Source organism: uncultured Pseudacidovorax sp. (genome assembly GCF_913773995.1).
Classification (GTDB): Bacteria; Pseudomonadota; Gammaproteobacteria; order Burkholderiales; family Burkholderiaceae_C; genus Xenophilus.
Genome location: NZ_CAJYES010000182.1, coordinates 1 through 21,878, shown reverse-complemented (window position 1 = coordinate 21,878; position 21,878 = coordinate 1). Strand labels below are relative to the sequence as shown.

Sequence of the window (21,878 nt, the reverse complement as noted above, 5' to 3'; positions counted from 1 at the left end):
TTCGGGGGTCGCTCTTGTTGAGAAAAACGGTGAATGCTAGTCGCTCGGGCCGGCCCGGGCCGGTCAGTGACCCGGCAGGTAGATGTACTTGAACAGGAAGATCCCGCCGATCACCCACACCATCCAGTGCGCCTCCCGCGCCCGGCCGGTGATCAGCTTCAGCACCGCATAGCTGATGAAGCCGAAGGCCAGGCCGTTGGCGATGGAATAGGTGAAGGGCATGGCCAGCGCGGTGATGGCCGCGGGGATGACCTCGGTGGTCTCGTTCCAGTCGAGTTCGGTCAGATCCCTCAGCATCAAACATGCCACGAAGAACAGGGCGGGCGCCGTCGCATAGGCCGGCACCACGCCGGCCAGGGGCGCAATGAACAGACAGGCCAGGAAGAGCACCGCCACCGTCAGCGCCGTGAGGCCCGTGCGGCCGCCGGCCTGCACGCCAGCCGCACTCTCCACATAGGCCGTGGTGCTGGAGGTGCCCAGCAGCGAGCCCGCGAAGATGGCGCCCGAGTCGGCCAGCAGCGCCTTGTTGAGCCGGTCCATCTTGCCCGGCACCAGCAGGCCGGCGCGCTTGGCCACGCCCATCAGCGTGCCGGTGGCGTCGAACAGCTCGACCAGGAAGAACACCAGGATCACGTTCAGGATGCCTCCAGCCAGCGCGCCCTTGATGTCCAGCTGCAGCAGCGTGGGCGAGATGGAAGGCGGCGCCGACACCACGCCCTTGAACTGATTGCCGGCAAAGAAGAAGCTCGCCAGCGTCACGGCCACGATGCCGATCAGGATGGCGCCCGGCACCTTCAGCCGGTCCAGCATCACGATCAGGAAGAAGCCCAGCACCGCCAGCACGGCCGCGGGCTGGTGCAGGTCGCCCAGCGTCACATAGGTGGCCGGCGAGGCGGCGACGATGCCCGCGCTCTTGAGCGCGATCAGCGCCAGGAACAGGCCGATGCCCACCGTGATGGCATAGCGCAGCGACAGCGGAATGCCGCGGATGATCAGCTCGCGGATGCGGAACAGCGTCACCAGCAGGAACAGGCAACCCGAGACGAACACCGCCCCCAGCGCCGCCTGCCAGGTGAAGCCCATGTGCTGCACCACGCCGTAGGCGAAGTAGGCGTTCAGGCCCATGCCCGGCGCCAGCGCGATCGGGTAGTTGGCATACAGGCCCATGATGGCCGAGCCCAGTGCGGCGATCACGCAGGTGGCGACGAACACGGCCTCCTTCGGCATGCCCGCATCACCCAGGATCGACGGGTTGACGAAGATGATGTAGGCCATCGTGAGGAAGGTGGTCAGGCCGGCCAGCAGTTCGGTACGCACGGTCGTGCCGTGTTCCTGCAGCTTGAACAGCCGCTCGATCGCGTTCATGGGTTTTGTCTCCGGTGTTGTTGTGGATGAGGAAAGCGAAAGGAATCAGGGGCCGCCGGGCTGACGCAGCGAGGCGGCCGCGTTCTTGACCTGCTCGCGCAGCCACTGCGCCGCACTCGACGAATGCGTGCGCTCATGCCAGAGCTGGTAATAGAGCAGGCGCGGCAACGTGGCCGGGCAGTCGAGGATGCGCACCGGCAACTGCTGCGCGAAGCGCTCGCAGAACTGGCGCCCCGTGGTCAGCACCAGCAGGCTGCTGGCCACCATCTGCGGGATCAGGCTGAAGTGTGCGCAACGCGCCGTGATGTTGCGCTGCCGCCCGATGGCATCGAGCAGCTGGTCGATGATGCCGCGCGCGCCCGGGTGCGTGGGCGTGGGCGCGATGTGCTCGGCCTCCAGCCAGGTCTCGATGTCCCAGCCGCGGCGCACGGCGGGGTGTTCCTGGCTCACCATCGACACCACCTCGTCGCCGAAGAGGCGCGACATGTGCAGGTCTTCCGGCGGCTTGAGCCAGTTGCCGATCACCAGGTCCAGCGTGCCTTCGGCCAGGTGGGCGTGGTAGTCGGAATCGGACGAGAGCGGATGGATCTCGATGCGCGTGAGGGGCGCCAGCCGCTTGATCTGTGTCACCACGAGCGGCAGGAACAGCGGGTCGAGGTAGTCGTTGGCCGCGATGCGGAAGGTGGTGGCCGCCGTCTGCGGATCGAAGCCGCGCACGTCCGAGAACAGCATCTCGGCCGCGCGCAGGATGCTGGCCGCCGGCTCGATCATGCGCAGGCCAGCTTCCGTGGGCACCATGCCCGAGCCCGAGCGCACCAGCAGCGGATCACCCGAGAGCTCGCGCAGCCGCTTGAGTGCGGCCGACACGGCCGGCTGGTACATGCCCAGCCGCAGGGCCGCGCGCGAAACGCTGCGGTCGGTGAGCACGGTGTAGAGCACCCGGATGAGGTGCAGATCGATCTTGTCGAAGAGGGCCTGGTCTCGCATGGGGCGTGACTCTGCCAGAGACAGGCGGCGCCCGGCCCCACGGCGGGGTCCGGCGGCCACGACCCCGGCGCAGCGATCAGGCGGCCGACGGCGCGGCCTGGACCGCGTTCAAGGCACGCAGGATCGCCTCGCTGGTGGCGGGTGCCCGCAGCGGCGGATCGACCCGGTGACCCCCTGCGGCCGACACGGCATCGCGGATGGCGAAGAACACCGAGAAGGGCAGCAGCAGCGGCGGCTCGCCCACGGCCTTGCTGCGGTGGATGGAATCCTCGGCATTGGGCCCATCGAAGAGCCGCACGTTGAACACAGGGGGGCAGTCGTTGGCCGTCGGAATCTTGTAGGTGCTGGGCGCATGCGTGAGCAGCTTGCCGTTGCCCGGATGCCAGACCAGCTCCTCGGTGGTGAGCCAGCCCATGCCCTGGATGAAGGCGCCTTCGACCTGGCCGATGTCCACCGCCGGGTTGAGCGAGCGGCCGGCGTCGTGCAGCACGTCGGCGCGCAGCAGCTTCCATTCGCCGGTCAGGGTGTCGACGACCACCTCGCTGACGGCGGCACCGTAGGCGAAGTAGTAGAAGGGATGGCCCTGCATGGTCTGCGAGTTCCAGTGGAGGCCGGGCGTGCTGTAGAAGCCGTCGGACCACAGCTGCACACGGTCGGTGTAGGCCTCGGCCACCAGCGTGGCGAAGGTCATCTCGCGCCCGGCCACCTGCACCTTGCCGTTGGCGAAGCCCACCGCGTCGGGCGTGCCGCCATGCCGGCGCGCGGCGAAGTCGGCCAGCCGCTGCCGGATCTGGCGTGCAGCGTCCTGCGCCGCCTTGCCGTTGAGGTCGGCGCCGGTCGATGCCGCGGTGGCCGAGGTGTTGGCCACCTTGGTGGTGTCCGTGGCCGTGGCGCGCACGCGCTCGAATTCCACGCCCAGCTCATGCGCCACCACCTGCGCCACTTTGGTGTTCAGGCCCTGCCCCATTTCGGTGCCACCATGATTCACCAGGATGGAGCCATCCGTGTAGACATGCACCAGCGCACCCGCCTGGTTGAAGTGCGGCACGTTGAAGCTGATGCCGAACTTGATCGGCGTGAGCGCCATGCCGCGCTTGAGCACCGGGCTCTTTGCATTGAAGGCCGCGATGGCATCGCGCCGCGCGCGGTAGGCGCTCGAATCCTCGAGCTGGCCGACGAGCTCGTGGATCACGTTGTCGCGCACCGTCTGGCCGTAGGGCGTGACGTTGCGCTCGGTCTTGCCGTAGAAATTGGCGCGGCGCACATCCAGCGCATCGCGACCCAGCTGACGGGCGATGGAGTCGAGCACGTATTCGACCGCGATGGCGCCCTGCGGCCCGCCGAAGCCGCGGAAGGCGGTGTTGCTCTGCGTGTTGGTGCGGCCCGAGAAGCCATGCATGCTCACTTCGGGCAGCCAGTAGGCATTGTCGAAGTGGCACAGGGCGCGGGTCATCACCGGGCCCGAGAGATCGGCCGAATGGCCGGCGCGCGAGACCATGCTGATCTCGGCGCCGAGGATGCGGCCCTCGTCGTCGAAGCCCACTTCATACTCGTACCAGAAGCAGTGCCGGCGGCCGGTGATCAGGAAGTCGTCGTCGCGGTCAGGACGCAGCTTGACCGGGCGCCGCAGCTTGTTGGCCGCCACGGCGGCGATGCAGGCGAACAGGCCCGACTGCGACTCCTTGCCGCCGAAGCCCCCGCCCATGCGTCGGCATTCGATGTGCACCTCGTTGGAATGCAGGTGCAGCGCATGCGCCACGAGGTGCTGCATCTCGGTGGGATGCTGGGTCGAGCAGTAGACCTGCATCGCCCCGCCTTCCTTGGGAATGGCGTAGCTGATCTGGCCTTCGAGGTAGAACTGTTCCTGACCGCCGACGTCGAGTTCGCCCTTGAGGCGGTGCGGCGCGGCCTCGATGGCGGCGCGCACGGCCAGCCCCTTGTCGCTGCGGGCCAGGTGCATGGGCGGCACCACGTACTGGCCGCGGGCATGGGCCTGCTGGGGCGTCAGTACCGGCTCGGCGGGCACCACACGCGCGACCTCCTTGGCGCGCGCGGCGGCGCGGCGGGCCTCGGTGCGGGTGCGGGCGATCACGGCGAAGAGCGGCTGGCCGAGGAAGCGGATCTCGCCGTCGCACAGAACAGGATCGTCATGCACGATGGAGCCGCAGTCGTTGGCACCCGGAATGTCCTCGGCCACGATCACGTCCACCACGCCGGGCATCGCGCGGATGGCGTCCAGGTCCAGCCCTTCCAGCCGGCCGGCCGCCACGGCTGACAGGCCGAGGGCACAGTGCAGGGTGCCGGCCAGCTCGGGCAGATCGTCGGTGTAGGTGGCCTCGCCGGCCACATGCAGGTGGGCGGATTCGTGCGGACGGCTGATGCCCACACGGGCGCCCTGGGCCAGCGCCTGGGCCTCGGCCTGGGTGTCGATGCGGGCGGCCGTGTTGGCGGCGTAGTCGGCGAAGGCCTCGGCGGACTGCAGCAGGGCGGGGTCGATCGGCTTGTTCATCGTTCAGGCTCCGAAGGCAGGGGCGTGGGGCATCACCGTCCAGACGCTGGTGTCCTGCGCCTCCAGCGGCTCGTGCGTGCGCGTCTCGAGCCAGAATCGCTGCAGCAGGTTCTGCGCCACCTGCAGCCGGTAGTCGGCAGAGGCCCGCAGGTCGGTCAGCGGCTTGAAGTCCTGGGCCAGCGCGGCCTTGGCGGCGTCCACCGCCTGCTGCGTCCAGGGCCTGCCCACGAGCGCAGCCTCGGCCTGCGTGGCACGGCGCACGGTGGCGGCCATGCCGCCGTAGGCCAGGCGGATGCTGCGCACCACCTCGCCATCCAGCTCCAGCGCAAAGCCGGCGCACAGGGCCGAGATGTCGCAGTCGAAGCGCTTGCTGATCTTGTAGCCGCGCAACTGGCGCTGGAAGGCCATCAGCGGCAGGGCGATGCCCTGCACGAACTCGCCGCTCTGCAGCTGGTTCTTCATGTAATCCACGTAGAAATCGGTCAGCGGCATGCGGCGCACGCAGTGGCCCTTGCGCAGCTCCACCTCGGCATCGAGCGCCATGAGGATGGGCGGCGAGTCGCCGATGGGCGAGCCATTGGCCACGTTGCCGCCCAGCGTGCCCGCATGGCGGATCGGCGGCGAGGCGAAGCGCAGCCACACATCCTGCAACGAGGGGGCGCGTTGCACGATGGCGGACCAGGCGTCCTCCAGCGAGACCGCAGCGCCGATCCACAGCTCGTCCTGCTCCACCAGGTCGATGCGCTTGAGCTCGGGCACGTTGCCGATGTAGAGGATGTCGCCCAGATCGCGGAACTGCTTGTTGACCCACAGGCCGATGTCGGTGGAGCCCGCCAGCAGCCTCGCCTGCGGCTTGGCTGCCCGCAGTTCGGCGAAGGCTTCGAGGCTGACCGGTGCATGGAAGTGGTCGGTGCGCTGGCCCAGGGGCGCGGTGTAGTCGAAGGTGGCCTCGCTGCGCAGTGCCTGCAGCGCCTGCACCACCGGCGCCGTGTCCAGCTTGACCGGCGGAAGATCGAACATCTTCTGACCCGCATCGAGGATGGGCCGGTAGCCGGTGCAGCGGCACAGATTGCCCGACAGCTCGTCGGCGAGCTGCTGGCGCGTGGGCCGGCTGCCGCGGGCACCATGCTGCTCGTAGCTGGCCCACATCGACATCACGAACCCTGGCGTGCAGAAGCCGCACTGCGAGCCATGGCAGTCCACCATGGCCTGCTGCACCGGGTGCAGCTGCTGGACCGGATGCTTGGAATGCCGCTCGCCGTCGTGCACGCAGGCCGTCTGCGCCTTGAGGTCCTCGACGGTGAACAGCGCCTTGCCATGCAGCGTGGGCAGGAACTGGATGCAGGCATTGACCGTCTGCAGCTTCAACCCGCCGACGGCACCGGCCTCGCCGTCAGCGGCCAGCTCGCCGATGACCACGGTGCAGGCGCCGCAGTCGCCTTCATTGCAGCCTTCCTTGGTGCCGGTGCAACGTGCGTCCTCGCGCAGCCAGTCCAGCACGGACCGGGTCGGATGCACGCCGTCGACCGCCACCACGCGGCCGCGGTGGAAGAACTGGATGGGTTGGGTGGTGTGGGTCATGGAACTGTTTTGGGGCATCGGGCGGGGCCGCCGCGGTGCAACGCGCAGGGCGGCCGTGAAGTTATTCGCAGTCTCGCGTCCGTAGATACCGGTCCAACCATATCGCCCATCTGGCAATCCGTATGGCGGCCGGAGACACGACCTGATGCCCAGCAGTTTTCACGCCAACGGCGCGACCGTTGGGAGGCACAACTCTTGCGTGGCGTATCGCGACGTTAATGACATTTAACTTCATATAAGAGCACATATAACGCCAATCAGGGATTTCTTATATGACTTGACCTTCCCCTCTCCGGCCTCCGGCACGCCACCGATGCCGAGCCGTGGCGCCGCCTCTCATCGCGCAGGTCGGCGTGTCCTTTTCCCTCCAAGAAGCTCCAAGAGCAAAACCATGAAAACCGCTGTCACACCCTCTTCCTCTGCCACCCGGCAGGTCCACCCCGTCGATGAAGTGCTGCCCATTCCCCAACTTGCCGCCTACGGCTTCCAGCATGTGCTCGCGTTCTATGCGGGCGCCGTGCTGGTGCCGATCATCCTGGCGGGGGCCCTGGGGCTCAGCAGCGAGCAACTGATCCACCTCATCAATGCTGACCTGTTCACCTGCGGCATCGCGTCGATCCTCCAGGCCTGGGGCATCGGCAAGGTGGGCGTACGGTTGCCGCTGCTCCAGGGCGTCACGTTCACGGCCGTCAGCCCCATGATCGCCATCGGCCTGGCGGCCGGCGGCGGCGTCACGGGTCTGCTGGAGATCTACGGCTCGGTGCTCGTCGCCGGGCTGTTCACCTTCTTCGCGGCGCCCTACTTCGCGCGCTTGATCCGCTTCTTTCCGCCCATCGTCACGGGCTCGGTGATCCTGATCATCGGCATCGCGCTGCTGCCGGTGGCGGCCAACGACATCGTGGTGGGCAAGGGGCCCAATGCCATCCAGAACCCGGTGCTGCTTAAGAACTGCCTCTATGCCTTCGGCACGCTGGCGCTGATCGTGCTGATCCAGCGGCTGTTCCGCGGCTTCATGGCCACCGTGGCCGTGCTGCTGGGTCTGGTCGTCGGCACGCTGGTCGCCTGGGTGCTGGGCGATGCGCATTTCGACAAGGTCGCCAGCTCTGCCTGGTTCGGCTACACCTCGCCCTTCTACTTCGGCATGCCCACCTTCAGCATCACGGCCATCGTCTCGATGCTGATCGTGATGTGCATCACCATGGTCGAGACCACGGGCGACGTCTACGCCACAGGCGAGATCGTGCGCAAGCGCGTCGGCAGCGAGGACATCGCCCGCGCCATCCGCGCCGACGGCGCCGCCACCTTCCTGGGCGGCGTGTTCAATTCCTTTCCCTACACCTGCTTCGCCGAGAACGTGGGCCTGGTGCGGCTGACGCAGGTCAAGAGCCGCTGGGTGGTGGTGGCCGCCGGCATCATCATGATCGTGCTCGGCTCGCTGCCCAAGGCCGCCGCCATCGTCGAAGGCATTCCGCATCCGGTGCTGGGCGGCGCGGCGCTGGCCATGTTCGCGGCCGTGGCCGTGGTGGGCGTGCAGACCCTGTCGAAGGTGGACTTCAACGACCACCGCAACATCGTGATCCTGGGCACCAGCCTGGGCCTGGGCATGCTGGTGACGGCGCAGCCCTTCGTCACGACCGCCTTTCCGGCCTGGGCCGAGATCGTGTTCGGCAGCGGCATCACGCTGGGTGCGTTGACCGCCATCGTGCTTAACGTCGTGTTCAACCACCTGGGTGGCAGTCCGCACACGGCCGTCGCCGGCCGGCCGGGCCGACTGGTGAGCCTGGAGCAGGTCAACGCCATGGCGCGTCCGGAGTTCGACGCCACCTTCGGCCCGGTGGTGCAGCACATGCCCTGGGTGCTGGAGCAGGCCTTCGCCATGCGCCCCTTCCGCAACACCCACGACCTGCGCACTGCCTTCCAGGACACGCTGCTGAGCGCCACGGCAGAGCATCAGGATGCGCTGATGAACGCCTTCCCCGACCTGGGCAGCGAGGCCGACGCCGCCAATGCCTACTTGCTCGACCATGAGAAGGCAGGCATGGCCGGCAACGCCCAGGACGACGTGCTGGAAATGGCCCACGCCTACCGCGCGCAGTTCGGCTTTCCCTTCATCGTGAGCGCCCGCGACGCCAACTACGCCCGCATCGTCGCGCAGGGCTGGGAACGGCTGGGCAACGCGAAGGCGGTGGAACGCGCGGCGGGGCTGGTCGAGGTGGCGCGCATCGCCAACTACCGCTTCGACGACCTCGTCGCCGATGCCAACCCCATCGCAGCGGCACGGCTGCGGGCCTTCGACGTGCAGCCTTCAGCGGCACACTGACCCAGCCACGCCTCAGGACGGTGCGCCCGCTTCCCCGAACAGGCGCACGATCTCGCCGCGCAGCCAGCGGTTGGGCGCATCGTCCTCGAAACGGCGGCTCCAGTGCAGGGCGACGCCGAAGTCGCGCAGCGGAAAGTCGGGCTCCACAATGGCGAAGCCGGCGCCCTCGCCGAAGCTGCGCGCGATGTTGCGCGGCATGACGACCGCCAGGTCGGTCTCGCGCACGATGGCGGGCAGCACCATGAAATGCTCGGTCACCAGACGCACGCGCTCCTCCAGCTGCATCAGCTGCAGGATGCGCAGCGTGTCGGCATGCGAGCGCACGGCGACGAACTCCAGCCCCTGCAGCGCCGTCAGCAGTGCCTTGCCGCGCAGGGTGCGACGCGCAAAGGGATGGTCATCGCGCACCAGCACGATGTAGCGGTCGTTCAGCAGGTGCTGGCGCCGCGTGTCCTTCACCTTGGGCAGAAAACCGAAGGCCAGGTCGATGCGGCCCTCGTCGAGCGCGGGGGCGATGTCCTGCGGCCGCAGGGGCAGCGTCTCCAGCCGCACGCCGGGTGCCAGGGCGCGCAGGTGCCGCATCAGCGGCGGCAAAAAGCGTCCCTCGCCGATGTCGCTCATGTGGATGCGGAAGGTCTTGCGCGATCGGGCGGGGTCGAAGCGCTCGGGCTCGGCCACGGCCTGGTCCAGCGTGGCCAGCGCGGCGTGCACCGCCGACGCCAGGCGGTCGGCTCTGGGCGTAGGTGCGACGCCGCCAGCCACCCGGGTGAACAGTGCGTCGCCCAGCGCCAGCCGCAGCCGGGTCAGGCCATGGCTCACGGCGGGCTGCGTGAGCCCAAGCGCCTCTGCGGAGCGGCTCACGTTGCGGGTGCGATGCACGGCGTCGAAGACGCGCAGCAGGTTGAGGTCCAGCTTCTCCATATGCACGCCGTTCATATCACTTAGCGCCTTCATTGCATTGAGGACATGCCCCAGGCGCCGGACACTGCGCAACGATCGCCAGTCAACCGTTCGCCCTGAGCTTGTCGAAGGGCGGGTGCCCGGGCTTCGACAAGCTCAGCCCGAACGGACTTTGGTTGACTGGCCCGACGACGCACGCTGGCGCCGCCCCCAGGACGCGCGCGGCCACATCGCCCCACGACGGAGAGACAAGACCATGGAAGTTTCCTTCAGCAAGGAAGTGCAGGCGCTTCGCCTGGGCGCGGGCCAGACCTTCCATGGCGAGGGCATCCTGGCCATCACCAAGGGCCTGCTTCAGGCCGGGGTCGCCTACGTGGGCGGCTACCAGGGTGCGCCGGTGTCGCACCTTCTGGACGTGATGGTGCAGGGCCGCGACTACATGCAGGAGCTGGGCGTGCACGTGGAGGCCTGCTCCAACGAGGCCTCGGCCGCCGCCATGCTGGGCGCCTCCATCCACTACCCGCTGCGCGGCGCGGTGACCTGGAAGTCCATCGTCGGCACCAACGTCGCGGCCGATGCCCTCTCCAATCTCAGCTCGCCGGGCGTGACCGGCGGCGTGCTGATCGTGGTGGGCGAGGACTACGGCGAAGGCGCCAGCGTGATCCAGGAGCGCACCCATGCCTACGCGCTCAAGTCCAGCCTGTGCCTGCTCGACCCGCGCCCGCACCTGCCGACGATGGTGCGCATGGTGGAGGAAGGCTTCAACCTCTCCGAAGCCTCCAGCATGCCCTGCATGATGGAGCTGCGCATCCGCGCCTGCCATGTGCGCGGCAGCTTCGACTGCAAGGACAACCGCGCGCCGGCCGTCAGCACCCGCAGCCTCATGGAAGAGCCGGCCCGCTTCGACTACGAGCGCCTGGCCCATCCGCCGGTCACCTTCGGCCACGAGAAGCGCAAGAGCGCCGAGCGCATTCCGGCCGCGCAGCGCTACATCGCCGAGCACGGCCTGAACGAGCTGATGCCGGGAAAGCGCGAGGACCTGGGCATCGTGGTGCAGGGCGGGCTCTACAACGCCCTCATCCGCGCGCTGCAGCAGCATGGCCTGGCTGATGCCTTCGGCCAGAGCGAGATCCCGATCCTGGTGCTCAACGTCACCTACCCGCTCGTGCCGGACCAGATCGTGCAGTTCGCCGCCGGCAAGCGCGCCCTGCTGGTGGTGGAGGAAGGCCAGCCCGAGTACATCGAGCAGGACATCGCCACCCTGCTGCGCCGCCGTGACCTGCAGACGCCACTGCACGGCAAGGACCTCCTGCAGATGGCCGGCGAGTACACCACCGAGGTGCTGACGCGCGGCCTGGTCACCTTCGCCGCCTGCTACCTGCCCGAAGGCGCCGGCCAGGCCGGCACCGACTGGCTGGCCGCCAACGACGCGCGCCGCCGCGCCGTGGCCGAGCTGCTCGGCAAGCCGCTGCCGGGACGGCCGCCGGGCTTCTGCATCGGCTGCCCGGAGCGGCCGGTGTTCTCGGCCCTCAAGCTGGCGCAGCAGGAGGTGGGCCAGGTGCACATCGCGGCCGACATCGGCTGCCATGCCTTCGGCACCTTCGAGCCCTTCAGCGGCGGCCACTCGATCCTGGGCTACGGCATGAGCCTGGCGAGCCGCGCGGGCGTCTCGCCCATGATGCAGCGGCGGGTGCTGTCGATCATGGGCGACGGCGGCTTCTGGCACAACGGCCTGCTCACGGGCGTGCAGAGCGCCCTGTTCAACGGCGACGACGCGGTGCTGCTGATCTTCAAGAACGGCTACACCAGCGCCACCGGCACGCAGGACATCATCTCCACGCCCGACGAGGACACCAAGGCCCGCGCCGAGGACAAGCAGCAGAGCCTGGCGCACAAAAACCACACCATCGAGGACACGCTGCGCGGCCTGGGCGTGAAGTGGATGCGCACCGTCCACACCTACGAGGTGGCGACCATGCGGGCCACGCTGACCGAGGCGTTCACGACGTCCTTCGAGGGCCTGAAGGTCATCATCGCCGAGGGCGAATGCCAGCTGGAGCGCCAGCGCCGCATCAAGCCCTGGATCGCGCAACTGCTCAAGAAGGGCGAGCGCGTGGTGCGCGTCAAGTACGGCGTGGACGAGGACGTGTGCAACGGCGACCACGCCTGCATCCGCCTGTCGGGCTGCCCCACGCTCACGCTCAAGGACAACCCCGATCCGCTCAAGGTGGACCCGGTGGCCACCGTCATCGACGGCTGCGTGGGCTGCGGCCTGTGCGGCGCCAATGCGCATGCGGCCACGCTGTGCCCCAGCTTCTACCGGGCCGAGGTGGTGCAGAACCCGCGCTGGCACGAGCGGCTGCTGTACGGCCTGCAGTCCGCCATGGTGCGCGCGCTGCGTCCTGCCTGACCACACCGTCCATGCCGGTCCCCTCTTCCACCGCCGCGCCCGCGATGACCCACGCCGACACCCAACGCCCCCTCACCCTGCTGCTGTGCGCCCTGGGCGGCGAAGGCGGCGGCGTGCTCACCGAATGGCTGATCGAGGCCGCCCGCCATGCCGGCTACCCAGCGCAGAGCACCTCGGTGCCCGGCGTGGCCCAGCGCACCGGCGCCACCACCTACTACGTCGAGGTGTTTCCGGTACCGCTGGTTCAGCTCCAGGGGCGCCAGCCGGTGTTCAGCCTGGTGCCGGCCCCGGGTGCGCTGGACGTGATCGTCTCCTCCGAACTGCTGGAGACCACACGCCAGATCGCCAATGGCATGGCCGATCCGGCCCGCACGCAGGTCATCACCTCCTCCAGCCGCAGCCTCACCACCGCCGAGCGCATGGCGCTGGGCGACGGCCGGGCCGATGCGGCACAGCTGCTGGAGGTGGTGCGCCGCTTCAGCCGCGCGCACCAGGTGCTGGACATGGCGGCGATGGCCCGCGAATGCGGCACCGTGATCAGCAGCATCATGTTCGGCGCCATCGCCGGCAGTGGCGTGCTGCCCTGGCCGCGCGCGGCCTTCGAGGCGGCCATTCACGATCCGGCCACGGGCAAGAAGCCCGGCGCCACGGCGGCGGCCAGCCTGCGCGGCTTCGCCCGGGCCTACGAAGCTGTCAACGCACCACGCCAGCAGGCGGCCTTCGTCGACGCACTGCTGAAAGACCCGGCGGTGGAAGCCACCGAAACGCCGACGCTGCCCGTCGAACTGGCGACCCGCTTTCCGGCCGCCGTGCACGAGATGCTGGCCCTGGGTCATGCCCGCACGCGGGAGTACCAGGACGCGGCCTATGCCCGCCGCTACGCGGACCGCCTGGCACGCGTGCTGGAGGCCGAACGCGCGTCCGACCCCGACGGCACGCACGGCGCGGCCGTGACCCGTGAGATGGCCCGCTGGCTGGCCCTGTGGATGGCCTTCGACGACATCGTGCGGGTGGCCGTGCTCAAGTCCCGCGCCAGCCGCGCCGACCGGGTGCGCACCGAGGTCAAGGCCACAGAAGCCGACTTGCTGCGCGTCTACGACCACTTCAAGCCCGGCGTGCCGGAGTTCGCCGCCCTCCTGCCGCCCGCGCTCGCCCGCCGGCTGCAGGACTGGGACCGCGCCCGCCAGCGCCGTGGCCAGGCGCCATGGGCCTTGCCGCTGAAGGTGGGCAGCCATTCGGTCATCGGCATGGCGTCGCTGCGCCTGCTGGCCAGCCTGCGCCGGCTGCGGCCCATCGGCAGCCGCTTCGCCGAAGAGCAACGGCTGATCGAGCACTGGCTGGCCGCCGTCGAGGCCGGCGCACGCGAGGACTGGGCCCTGGGCCATGAACTCGCGCTGTGCGGCCGGCTGATCAAGGGCTACGGCAGCACCAACGAGCGCGGCAAGGCCAACCTGCTGCACATCGTCGACCACCTGGCGCGCAGCCCCGGCCGCACACCCGCCGAGCGCGCGCAGGCCATTGCCAGTGCCCGTGAAGCCGCGCTGGCCGACGAGGCCGGCAGCGCCCTCGACGCCACGCTGCGTGCCCACGGCGCCCCGCCGCGGCCGGTGGCCGAGCAGCCCATCCGCTGGATGCGCCGCCCGCCCCGTTCTCACGGCCAGAGCGCCTGAGATTCAAGACAAACCCAGAAGGAGACACAACGATGGCCGTTCACCCCCACCCCACCCGCGGCAACCCGCGCCGCCGCCTCGCACTGCACCTCGCGGGTGCCGCCTGCATGGCCGCGGCACTGGCTGCGCCACTCGCCGCCCACGCCCAGACCTGGCCCACCAAACCCGTCCGCGTGGTCGTCAACTTCCCGCCCGGCGGCGCGGCCGACCAGCTGGCACGGCTCGTGGGCCAGCCGCTGTCGGAGGCGCTGGGCCAGCCGGTGGTGGTGGAGAACCGTGGCGGCGCCAACGGCAACATCGGCGGCGAGGTGGTGGCCCGCGCGCCGGCCGACGGTTACACGCTGCTGATGAGCTCGGGCGGCATGGTGTCCGTGAACCCGCACCTGTACGAGAAGATGCCTTTCGACCCCGCCAAGGACCTCGTGCCGGTGGCCGCCGCCGCGCGCGTGCTGGTCTACCTGGTGATTCGGCCCGAGTTGCCGCCGAAGAACATCCAGGAGTTCATCGCCTACCTCAAGGCCCGGCCGGGCAAGCTCTCCTACGGCTCGCCGGGCGTGGGCAGCTCGCCGCATCTGGCCGGCGAGATGTTCAAGTCGCAGACCGGCACCTTCGCAACCCATGTGCCCTACCGCGGCGCGGCGCCTGCGCTGCAGGATCTGCTGGCCGGCCAGATCGACTACTACTTCGACCCCGGCATCGCGCTGCAGCAGGTCAAGGCCGGCAAGTTGCGGCTGCTCGCGGTGGGCAGCCCGCAGCGCTCGCCGCTCTTCCCCGACGTGCCCACGCTGGCCGAGGCGGGCCTGAAAGGCTTCGATGCCGACACCGTGTTCGGCTTCTATGCGCCGGCCGGCACGCCCGCGCCCGTGATCGCGCGGCTCAACACCGAGATCAACAAGGTGCTGGCGCTGCCGATGGTCAAGGATCGGATCCAGCAGTTGGGCGGCGAGGCCGCACCCGGCACGCCGGCGGCCTTCCACGACCGGGCGATGGCGGATTCGACGCGCTTCGGCGCGATCATCAAGGAGCGGGGCATCAAGGCCGATTGAAGCCCTGCGCTGCCGTTAACCTGCCGCGATGTCCAAGACCATCCTCTACACCGCCCGCGTCGAATTCGGCGACTGCGACCCTGCCGGCATCGTCTGGTTTCCCAACTTCTTCGGCTGGATCGATGCCGCCTCGCGTCATTTCTTTGCCAGCTGCGGCGTGCCGCGGTGGGAGGAGACGACACGCACGCTGGGTGTGATCGGCACGCCCCTGGTGGACACCAAGGCGCGCTTCGTCAGCACCGCCAGCTATGGCGACACCTTGCAATTCGCCGTCCAGATCCGCGAATGGCGCGAGAAGAGCTTCGTGCAGGCCTACCGCGTGACGCGGGACGACCCCGAGGGCGAGACGCTGATCCTCGAATGCGAGGAAGTGCGCATCTTCGGTGGCAAGCGGCCGGATGGGCGGATGCGGGCGCTGCCCATCCCACAGGAGATCCGCGTCTTGTGCGAGTGAAGTGTTGGGCCACACCCCGGCCTCCGGACCGCAAAGCCGCGGCACCCCGGCCTACACGTTGGCAGGCCATCGCGAGGCAACATCCTGTAACGAATGACGGCCGCCAGTCGCGGCCTTTTCTTCGCAGCCGGTCGGACACCTGAAGTCATGGCCGCCCCGGCCCTGCCGTCCTTACACGCGGTCCACGTGTCCATGTTCCCCACCATCGCCGTCCATCCAGCCCCCGGCGGCTCCGGGTCCACCGCCAGCGGGCGCTGCAAGGGCTGCCGGGAAAGCGAAGTGCCGCTCTTTCCCTTCAGCTTCGCCTACCAGCCGATCGTCGACATGCAAGGCCGTGCCATCTGGGCGCATGAGGCGCTGGTGCGTGGCCCGCAGGGGGAAGGCGCGATGACGGTGCTCGACCAGGTCAATGCCGACAACCGCTACCGCTTCGACCAGGCCTGCCGCGTCAACGCGATCCGCATCGCCGCGGGGCTGGGCATGGACACGCGGCTGTCGATCAACTTCCTGCCCCAGGCCGTCTATCGGCCGGAGATCTGCATCCGCACCACGCTCGAGGCGGCCGACAAGTACGGCTTTCCGCGCGAGCGCATCGTGTTCGAGGTGACCGAGGGCGAGCGGGTCAGCGACGGGCCCTGGCTGGCCTCCATCCTGACGGAATACCAGCGCTGCGGCTTCCTCACCGCCATCGACGACTTCGGTGCCGGCTATGCAGGCCTGACGCTGCTGGCCGATTTCCAGCCGGACATCGTCAAGCTGGACATGGCCCTGATACGCGGCGTGGACACCAGCCGGCCGCGCCAGGCCATCGCGCGCGGCATCCTGCGCATGTGCGAGGAACTGGCGATCACCGTGATCGCCGAAGGCATCGAAACCACCGGGGAACGCGATTTCTTCCTGCACGAAGGCGTGCAGCTGATGCAGGGCTACCTGTTCGCCAGGCCCCGCTTCGAAGGGCTGGCCCCGGCTGCACAGATCTTCGGCCAGGCCTGAGCTGAGCCCGACCGCGCTGCACCCGATCAGCCCGGCAGTACCAGCAGCGCGCGGAAGTCGTTGACGTTGGTGTGGGTCGGCCCGGTCACCAGCAGATCGCCCAGCGCGTCGAAGAAGCCATAGGCGTCGTTGCGGTCCAGGTGGTCCGACAGCTTCAGGCCACGCTGCGCCGCACGCGCCAGCGTGTCGGGCGCGACGAAGGCGCCAGCGTTGTCCTCCACGCCGTCGATGCCATCGGTGTCGGCGGCCAGGGCCCAGACGCCGGGCTGCCCCATCAAGGCGCCGGCCAGTCCCATGCAGAACTCGCCGGCGCGCCCGCCGCGTCCCTTGGCACTCCCGGGCGGGCGCTGGCGCACGGTCACCGTGGTTTCGCCACCTGACAGGATCACGCAGGGCCGCGCGAAGGGTGTCCCGTGCTGGGCCACCGCGCGGGCGAGTGCGGCGTGCACCTTGCCCACCTCCCGCGACTCGCCTTCGATCTCGTCGCTGAGCACATGGGCCTCGATTCCGGCGGCGCGCGCCGCCTCGGCCGCTGCCTCCAGCGACTGACGGGGCGTCGCGATCAGGTGCACCGCGTGGCCGGTGAACACGGCGTCGCCCGGCTTGGGCGTTTCCAAGCAGCCCCCCTGCAGCCCTTCCATGATCCGGGCGGGCACGTCGATGTCATAGCGCTTCAGGATGCCGATGGCTTCCGCGCAGGTGCTGCCATCGGGCACCGTGGGGCCGCTGGCGATCACCGCCGGGTCGTCGCCCGGGACATCGCTGATGGTGAGCGTCACCACCCGCGCAGGCGCACAGGCGGCGGCCAGCCGGCCGCCCTTGATGCGCGACAAATGCTTGCGCACGCAGTTCATCTCGCCAATGTGGGCGCCCGATTCGAGCAACTGCCGATTGATGCGCTGCTTGTCCTCCAGCGTCATGCCTTCTGCCGGCAGCGTGAGCAGCGCCGAGCCGCCGCCGGAGATCAGGCACAGCACCAGATCGTCCGCCGTGAGCCCATGCGTCAGGGCGAGCATGCGCTCGGCCGCGCGAAGGCCGGCGGCGTCGGGCACGGGGTGGGCCGCCTCGACCAGCTCGATGCGCGCCGGCACGCCCTCGGGACGCGGCGGGATGTGACCGTAGCGTGTGACCACCAGGCCGGACAGCGGCGCGTCCTGCGGCCACAGGGCCTCGAGCGCCTGCACCATCGATCCGCCCGCCTTGCCTGCGCCGAGCACCAGCGTACGGCCGCGCGGCGGCGGGGGAAGGTACTCGGCCATGCGTGCCAGGGGCAGGGCCTGGCGCACGGCCACCCGGTAGAGGTGCTCCAGAAAGGCCTGCGGCTGCTGGCGCGGATCGGGCACGGAGGCTGCGTCGGATGCGATCATGTTCGTTGTCTCCATGGACGCCGTGACCATGCACGGGTCCTTGATTGGGCGAGAGGACTGTACCGATGAAAACTTTGCTGATCCGCAACGCCACCTGCGTCGCGACCTTCGACGACACGCGGGCCGAACTCCGCGATGCCTCGGTGCTGGTGCGCGGGCACCGCATCGAGGCCATCGGCCCCGCCGCCGATCTGCCGCAGCAGGCCGACGAGGTGATCGATGCCCGCGGCCACCTGGTGATGCCGGGCCTGGTCAACACCCATCACCATATGTACCAGTCGCTGACGCGTGCCATACCGGCGACGCAGGATGCGGAACTCTTCGGCTGGCTGCGCGGGCTTTATCCGATCTGGGCCGGGCTCACGCCCGAGATGGTGCAGGTCTCCACGCAGGTGGCCATGGCCGAGTTGCTGATGTCGGGCTGCACCACCAGCAGCGACCATCTCTACATCTATCCCAACGGCGTGCGGTTGGAGGACAGCATCGAGGCCGCGCAGGCCATCGGCATGCGCTTCGTCGCCTCGCGCGGCGCCATGAGCCTGGGCCAGTCCAAGGGCGGGCTGCCGCCCGACCGCGTGGTGGAGGACGAGGCGGCCATCCTGCGTGACACCGAGCGCCTGATCACCACCTGGCACGACCGCAGCCACGGCGCCATGGTCAACATCGCGGTGGCGCCCTGCTCGCCCTTCTCGGTCAGCCGCGAGCTGATGCGCGATGCCGCGGCCCTGGCCCGCCAGCATGGCGTGCGCCTGCACACCCACCTGGCCGAGAACGACCACGACATCGCCTTCACCCGCGAAAAGTTCAACTGCACGCCGGCCGAATATGCGCAGGAACTCGGCTGGCTGGGCGAGGACGTCTGGCATGCCCACTGCGTCAAGCTGGACGAGGCGGGCATCGGCCTGTTCGCGCGCAGCCGCACCGGTGTGGCCCACTGCCCCTGCAGCAACATGCGGCTCGCCTCGGGCCTGGCGCCCATCCGCCGCATGCTCGACGACGGCGTACCGGTGGGCCTGGGCGTGGACGGCAGCGCCAGCAACGACGGCGCGCACATGGTGGGCGAGGCCCGGCAGGCGCTGCTGCTGGCGCGGGTGCGGCGATCGCTCGACGCCTTCGGCTGCGACCATGGCCCGGCCGAGATGACCGCGCGCGACGCCCTGGCCATGGCCACCCGCGGCGGCGCGCAGGTACTGGGCCGCAGCGACATCGGTCACCTCGCGCCCGGCATGTGCGCCGACCTGGCCCTGTTCGACCTGCGCACCCTGGGCTTCGCCGGCGGCGCGGTGCACGACCCCGTCGCCAGCCTGCTGCTGTGCGCCAGCCCGCAGGCGGCGTACACGGTGGTCAACGGGCGGGTGGTGGTGCGGGAGGGCCAGCTGGCGACGGTGGAATTGCAGCCGCTGGTGGAGCGACACAACAAGCTCGCGATCCAGTTGGCGGAAGCAGCGCGCACCACGTAGTCGGCAGGCCGCGGAGCAGGCCACGCGGGGACATCCGCGGAACCGGCTTTGGCTTGTCCTGAGCCTGTCGAAGGGCCGGGCCGCAGGATGTGCCCCCTGCAAGGGGGTGGGCGAAGCGACACGAAGTGCGCGAAGCCTGGGGGTCAGTTCGTCTTTCCGCCGGACTGGAACCAGCGCCCGATCAGCGCCCGCTCGGCCTCGGTGATGCCGGTGGCGTTGTTCATCGGCATGATCTTCGTCACCACCACCTGCTGGTAGACCGCCTGCGCGTGCGCGGCCACCTGCTCGGGCGAATCGAGGCGCACGTTCTTCATCTGCACCGCGGCGCCGTGGCACAGGTAGCAGCGCTGCTCGAACACCTTCTGCACCTCGGCGTAGGCCACTGGTGCAGCCTGCGCGGCAGCAGGCTGAGGCGCCACCGGCGCGGGCTTCATCCAGACGATGGTCAGGCCTAGCACGGCGATGCCGAGCATGGCGTAGGGCAGCGGGTTCTTCGCGTTGCCCAGCTTCCAGCGGTGGCGCACCACGAAGAACTGGCGGATGGCGGCGCCGCCCAGCATGATCAGCAGCAGCACGATCCAGTTCTGCGGATGCGTGTAGGTGAAGCTGTAGTGGTTGCTCAGCATCGCGAACAGCACCGGCAGCGTGAAATACGTGTTGTGCACGCTGCGCTGCTTGCCGCGCTGGCCGTGGATCGGGTCGACCGGCTTGCCCTCGCGCAGGGCCGCCACGCTCTTGCGCTGGCCGGGGATGATCCAGAAGAACACGTTGGCGCTCATGGTCGTGGCCATCATGGCGCCCACCAGCAGGAAGGCCGCCCGGCCGGCGAACCACTGGCAGGCCAGCCAGGCCGCAAAAGCGATGAAGACGGCGATGAGCACGCCCACGATGGTGTCGCCGTTCTTGCGCCGGCCGAAGATCTGGCAGATGCCGTCGTACACCATCCAGAACACGACGAAGAAGGCCAGGGCCACCGCGATGGCGGCGCCGGGCTGCCAGTCCATCTTGCTCTTGTCGATGAGGTAGGTGCTGGCGTTCCACAGGTACGACACCGTGAAGAGCGCGAAGCCGCTCAGCCAGGTGGAGTAGCTTTCCCAGAAGGACCAGTGCAGGTGCTCGGGGATCTTGCGCGGCGCCACCGCGTACTTCTGCATGTTGTAGAAGCCGCCGCCATGCACGGCCCATTGCTCGCCGCCCACGCCCTTGTCCAGCGACTCGGCGTCCTTGGGCTTTTCGAGGCTGTTGTCCAGCATCACGAAGTAGAAGGAGGCACCGATCCAGGCGATCGCGGTGATGACGTGGAGCCAGCGCAGCAGCAGGTTGGCCCAGTCGAGGTAGTAGCTTTCCATCGCTCAACCCTGAGGTGATGAGAGTTCTGTCCTGCTCACCACCGCGGGCGCTGTAAGCAGAAGGTGCCGCGAACGCTTGGCATCGGGGGGCCGATGCGCCTCATCGCTCCGCTGCGGCGGTTTTGTTGTGGACGCGAGTGTATACAGTTTGCCGGCTGCGCTGCGCAGCGTGCGCGGGCCGGCAAGGGTTATCACTGACATGCCGGCAACGGCTGCAATAAGCATGCCGCAAGCGTCGCGGACGAATGCCACCCGGCCCGCCATGGCGGGCGGGCCGCCTCAGCCTGCCGCGTCTTCCAGAGCCGGTTCGGCCGCCGCCAGCGGCGCGGCATAACGGCGCACCAGGGCCAGCAGCTCGTCCTCGCCGTAGGGCTTGCCGAGGTAGTGGTCCACGCCCAGCGACTGCGCATGCGCGCGGTGCTTGGCCGCGATGCGCGAGGTGATCATCACCACCGGCAGGTCGGCCAGCTGCGCATCGGCGCGGATGTTGCGCACGAGGTCGAAGCCGTCCATGCGCGGCATCTCGATATCCGACAGCACCAGCGCAGGACGCTCGCCCTGCAGCAGCTCCAGCGCCTGCAGGCCATCGGCGGCCAGGGCCACCCGCCAGCCTTCGCGCTGCAGCAGCCGCTGCGTCACGCGGCGCACCGTGATGGAATCGTCCACCACCATCACGAGCGGCACCTGGGCCGACACGCGACCCTCCTGGCTCGTCGCGTCCGGCGCAGGCCGCTCCACGGGCAGGCGCTGCCGCCGGCGCGCCTGGCCCCCGTGCAGGGTGCCAAGCACCACGGGGTTGTGAATCATCACCACAGCGCCGGAGGCCAACACCGTGATGCCGACCAGGCCCGGCACGCGCGACAGCTGCGGCCCCAGGTTCTTGACCACGACTTCCTGGCTGCCTAGCACCTCGTCCACATGCAGCAGCACGCGCTGGGCGGCACTGCGCACCACCACGACGGTGTTGGCGCGGCCGGTGGGCTGCTCGCTGGCGTCCGTGGCCTGCAGCAGCGCGCCCGCCCAGTAGAAGGGCAGCGTCTCGCCACCGTAGCCGCTGTGGGCGTCGGCATAGGCCTGCGCCAGCTCCGCCGCGCCAGCCCGCTGCACCAGCTCCACCAGGCTGGCGGGCACGCCGAAGATCAGGTCTCCGGCCCGCAGCATCAGGACCTGCGTGACCGCCGTGGTCAGCGGCAGCACCAGGCGGAACTCGGTGCCCTGCCCAGCCGTGCTGCGCGTCTCGATGCGGCCGCCCAGCGCCGTCACCTCGGCGCGCACCACGTCCATGCCGATGCCGCGTCCTGCCAGCTCGGACACCTCGGCCGCGGTGGTGAAGCCGGGTCGGAACACCAGCTCGGCCAGTGCGTTGTCGTCCAGCGCCGCACCGGGCTCGATCAGGCCCTGGGCCTCGGCGCGGTCGCGGATGCGGTCGGCGCGCAGGCCGCTGCCGTCGTCGACGAAGCGGATGGC

15 protein-coding genes are annotated in these 21,878 nt (G+C 69.3%); 7 read left to right on the top strand and 8 right to left on the bottom strand.

What is annotated here, in order from left to right:
- Nucleotides 1-63 precede the first annotated feature (63 nt).
- The 4 genes from QZ772_RS16620 to xdhA form a co-directional block, all read right to left on the bottom strand.
- Nucleotides 64-1,365 carry an NCS2 family permease gene (locus QZ772_RS16620; RefSeq protein WP_295528571.1) on the bottom strand — a complete coding sequence of 434 codons (1,302 nt, stop codon included), beginning with the start codon at nt 1,363-1,365 and terminating at the stop codon, nt 64-66.
- A gap of 45 nt (nt 1,366-1,410) precedes the next feature.
- The gene (locus tag QZ772_RS16615) at nt 1,411-2,352 is read right to left on the bottom strand and encodes a LysR family transcriptional regulator (protein ID WP_234194633.1); all 942 of its coding nucleotides are present in this window, start codon (nt 2,350-2,352) and stop codon (nt 1,411-1,413) included.
- A 76-nt stretch (nt 2,353-2,428) separates the two neighbouring features.
- Nucleotides 2,429-4,861, bottom strand: a complete 2,433-nt coding sequence (gene xdhB, locus QZ772_RS16610) for a xanthine dehydrogenase molybdopterin binding subunit (RefSeq protein ID WP_295528566.1) — start codon at nt 4,859-4,861, stop codon at nt 2,429-2,431.
- A gap of 3 nt (nt 4,862-4,864) precedes the next feature.
- Nucleotides 4,865-6,442, bottom strand: a complete 1,578-nt coding sequence (xdhA, locus tag QZ772_RS16605; RefSeq protein ID WP_295528563.1) for a xanthine dehydrogenase small subunit — start codon at nt 6,440-6,442, stop codon at nt 4,865-4,867.
- 391 nt (nt 6,443-6,833) lie between these two features.
- Here xdhA and QZ772_RS16600 point away from each other — a divergent pair, with 391 nt between their 5' ends.
- A complete protein-coding gene (locus QZ772_RS16600; RefSeq protein WP_295528560.1) occupies nt 6,834-8,762 on the top strand; it encodes a solute carrier family 23 protein in 1,929 nt (642 codons plus the stop codon).
- Between the two features lie 12 nt (nt 8,763-8,774).
- Here QZ772_RS16600 and QZ772_RS16595 read toward each other — a convergent pair whose 3' ends face one another.
- Nucleotides 8,775-9,698: a LysR family transcriptional regulator gene (locus QZ772_RS16595; protein ID WP_295528558.1), complete on the bottom strand. Its 924-nt coding sequence runs from the start codon at nt 9,696-9,698 to the stop codon at nt 8,775-8,777.
- Between the two features lie 220 nt (nt 9,699-9,918).
- Between QZ772_RS16595 and QZ772_RS16590 the strand changes: the two genes are divergently transcribed.
- The 5 genes from QZ772_RS16590 to QZ772_RS16570 all read left to right on the top strand — a co-directional run bounded on the left by QZ772_RS16590 (nt 9,919) and on the right by QZ772_RS16570 (nt 16,235).
- Complete coding sequence (locus QZ772_RS16590) at nt 9,919-12,072, top strand: indolepyruvate ferredoxin oxidoreductase subunit alpha (protein ID WP_295528555.1); 2,154 nt, start codon at nt 9,919-9,921, stop codon at nt 12,070-12,072.
- Between the two features lie 11 nt (nt 12,073-12,083).
- The gene (locus QZ772_RS16585) at nt 12,084-13,742 is read left to right on the top strand and encodes an indolepyruvate oxidoreductase subunit beta family protein (RefSeq protein WP_295528552.1); all 1,659 of its coding nucleotides are present in this window, start codon (nt 12,084-12,086) and stop codon (nt 13,740-13,742) included.
- A gap of 107 nt (nt 13,743-13,849) precedes the next feature.
- On the top strand, nt 13,850-14,788 hold the full coding sequence (locus tag QZ772_RS16580) for a tripartite tricarboxylate transporter substrate binding protein (RefSeq protein ID WP_295528616.1): 939 nt from the start codon (nt 13,850-13,852) through the stop codon (nt 14,786-14,788).
- A gap of 28 nt (nt 14,789-14,816) precedes the next feature.
- Complete coding sequence (locus tag QZ772_RS16575) at nt 14,817-15,242, top strand: thioesterase family protein (RefSeq protein WP_295528550.1); 426 nt, start codon at nt 14,817-14,819, stop codon at nt 15,240-15,242.
- Between the two features lie 192 nt (nt 15,243-15,434).
- Entirely contained in the window at nt 15,435-16,235 is an 801-nt protein-coding gene (locus QZ772_RS16570) for an EAL domain-containing protein (protein WP_295528547.1), read from the top strand.
- A gap of 26 nt (nt 16,236-16,261) precedes the next feature.
- Here the strand turns inward: QZ772_RS16570 and QZ772_RS16565 are convergent, their stop codons facing one another.
- The gene (locus tag QZ772_RS16565) at nt 16,262-17,602 is read right to left on the bottom strand and encodes a glycerate kinase (RefSeq protein ID WP_295528544.1); all 1,341 of its coding nucleotides are present in this window, start codon (nt 17,600-17,602) and stop codon (nt 16,262-16,264) included.
- Nucleotides 17,603-17,667: 65 nt separating this feature from the next.
- On the opposite strand from QZ772_RS16565, the gene QZ772_RS16560 reads away from it, so the two are divergent.
- Nucleotides 17,668-19,062, top strand: coding sequence for an 8-oxoguanine deaminase (locus QZ772_RS16560; RefSeq protein WP_295528541.1), 1,395 nt, complete (start codon nt 17,668-17,670; stop codon nt 19,060-19,062).
- Nucleotides 19,063-19,205: 143 nt separating this feature from the next.
- Here QZ772_RS16560 and QZ772_RS16555 read toward each other — a convergent pair whose 3' ends face one another.
- Together QZ772_RS16555 and QZ772_RS16550 are read right to left on the bottom strand one after the other, a co-directional pair.
- Nucleotides 19,206-20,411 (bottom strand): urate hydroxylase PuuD, encoded by a 1,206-nt coding sequence (locus tag QZ772_RS16555; RefSeq protein WP_295528538.1) that lies wholly within the window; start codon nt 20,409-20,411, stop codon nt 19,206-19,208.
- 279 nt (nt 20,412-20,690) lie between these two features.
- Nucleotides 20,691-21,878, bottom strand: a 1,188-nt coding sequence (locus QZ772_RS16550; protein WP_295528535.1) for a response regulator, incomplete at its 5' end; no start/stop codon positions are given.

Bases quoted from the DNA above. Each gene is read 5' to 3' on its own strand.
- QZ772_RS16620 (WP_295528571.1), bottom strand. From the start codon at position 1,365: ATGAACGCGATCGAGCGGCTGTTCAAGCTGCAGGAACACGGCACGACC.
- QZ772_RS16615 (WP_234194633.1), bottom strand. From the start codon at position 2,352: ATGCGAGACCAGGCCCTCTTCGACAAGATCGATCTGCACCTCATCCGG.
- xdhB (WP_295528566.1), bottom strand. From the start codon at position 4,861: ATGAACAAGCCGATCGACCCCGCCCTGCTGCAGTCCGCCGAGGCCTTC.
- xdhA (WP_295528563.1), bottom strand. From the start codon at position 6,442: ATGACCCACACCACCCAACCCATCCAGTTCTTCCACCGCGGCCGCGTG.
- QZ772_RS16600 (WP_295528560.1), top strand. From the start codon at position 6,834: ATGAAAACCGCTGTCACACCCTCTTCCTCTGCCACCCGGCAGGTCCAC.
- QZ772_RS16595 (WP_295528558.1), bottom strand. From the start codon at position 9,698: ATGAACGGCGTGCATATGGAGAAGCTGGACCTCAACCTGCTGCGCGTC.
- QZ772_RS16590 (WP_295528555.1), top strand. From the start codon at position 9,919: ATGGAAGTTTCCTTCAGCAAGGAAGTGCAGGCGCTTCGCCTGGGCGCG.
- QZ772_RS16585 (WP_295528552.1), top strand. From the start codon at position 12,084: ATGCCGGTCCCCTCTTCCACCGCCGCGCCCGCGATGACCCACGCCGAC.
- QZ772_RS16580 (WP_295528616.1), top strand. From the start codon at position 13,850: ATGGCCGCGGCACTGGCTGCGCCACTCGCCGCCCACGCCCAGACCTGG.
- QZ772_RS16575 (WP_295528550.1), top strand. From the start codon at position 14,817: ATGTCCAAGACCATCCTCTACACCGCCCGCGTCGAATTCGGCGACTGC.
- QZ772_RS16570 (WP_295528547.1), top strand. From the start codon at position 15,435: ATGTTCCCCACCATCGCCGTCCATCCAGCCCCCGGCGGCTCCGGGTCC.
- QZ772_RS16565 (WP_295528544.1), bottom strand. From the start codon at position 17,602: ATGATCGCATCCGACGCAGCCTCCGTGCCCGATCCGCGCCAGCAGCCG.
- QZ772_RS16560 (WP_295528541.1), top strand. From the start codon at position 17,668: ATGAAAACTTTGCTGATCCGCAACGCCACCTGCGTCGCGACCTTCGAC.
- QZ772_RS16555 (WP_295528538.1), bottom strand. From the start codon at position 20,411: ATGGAAAGCTACTACCTCGACTGGGCCAACCTGCTGCTGCGCTGGCTC.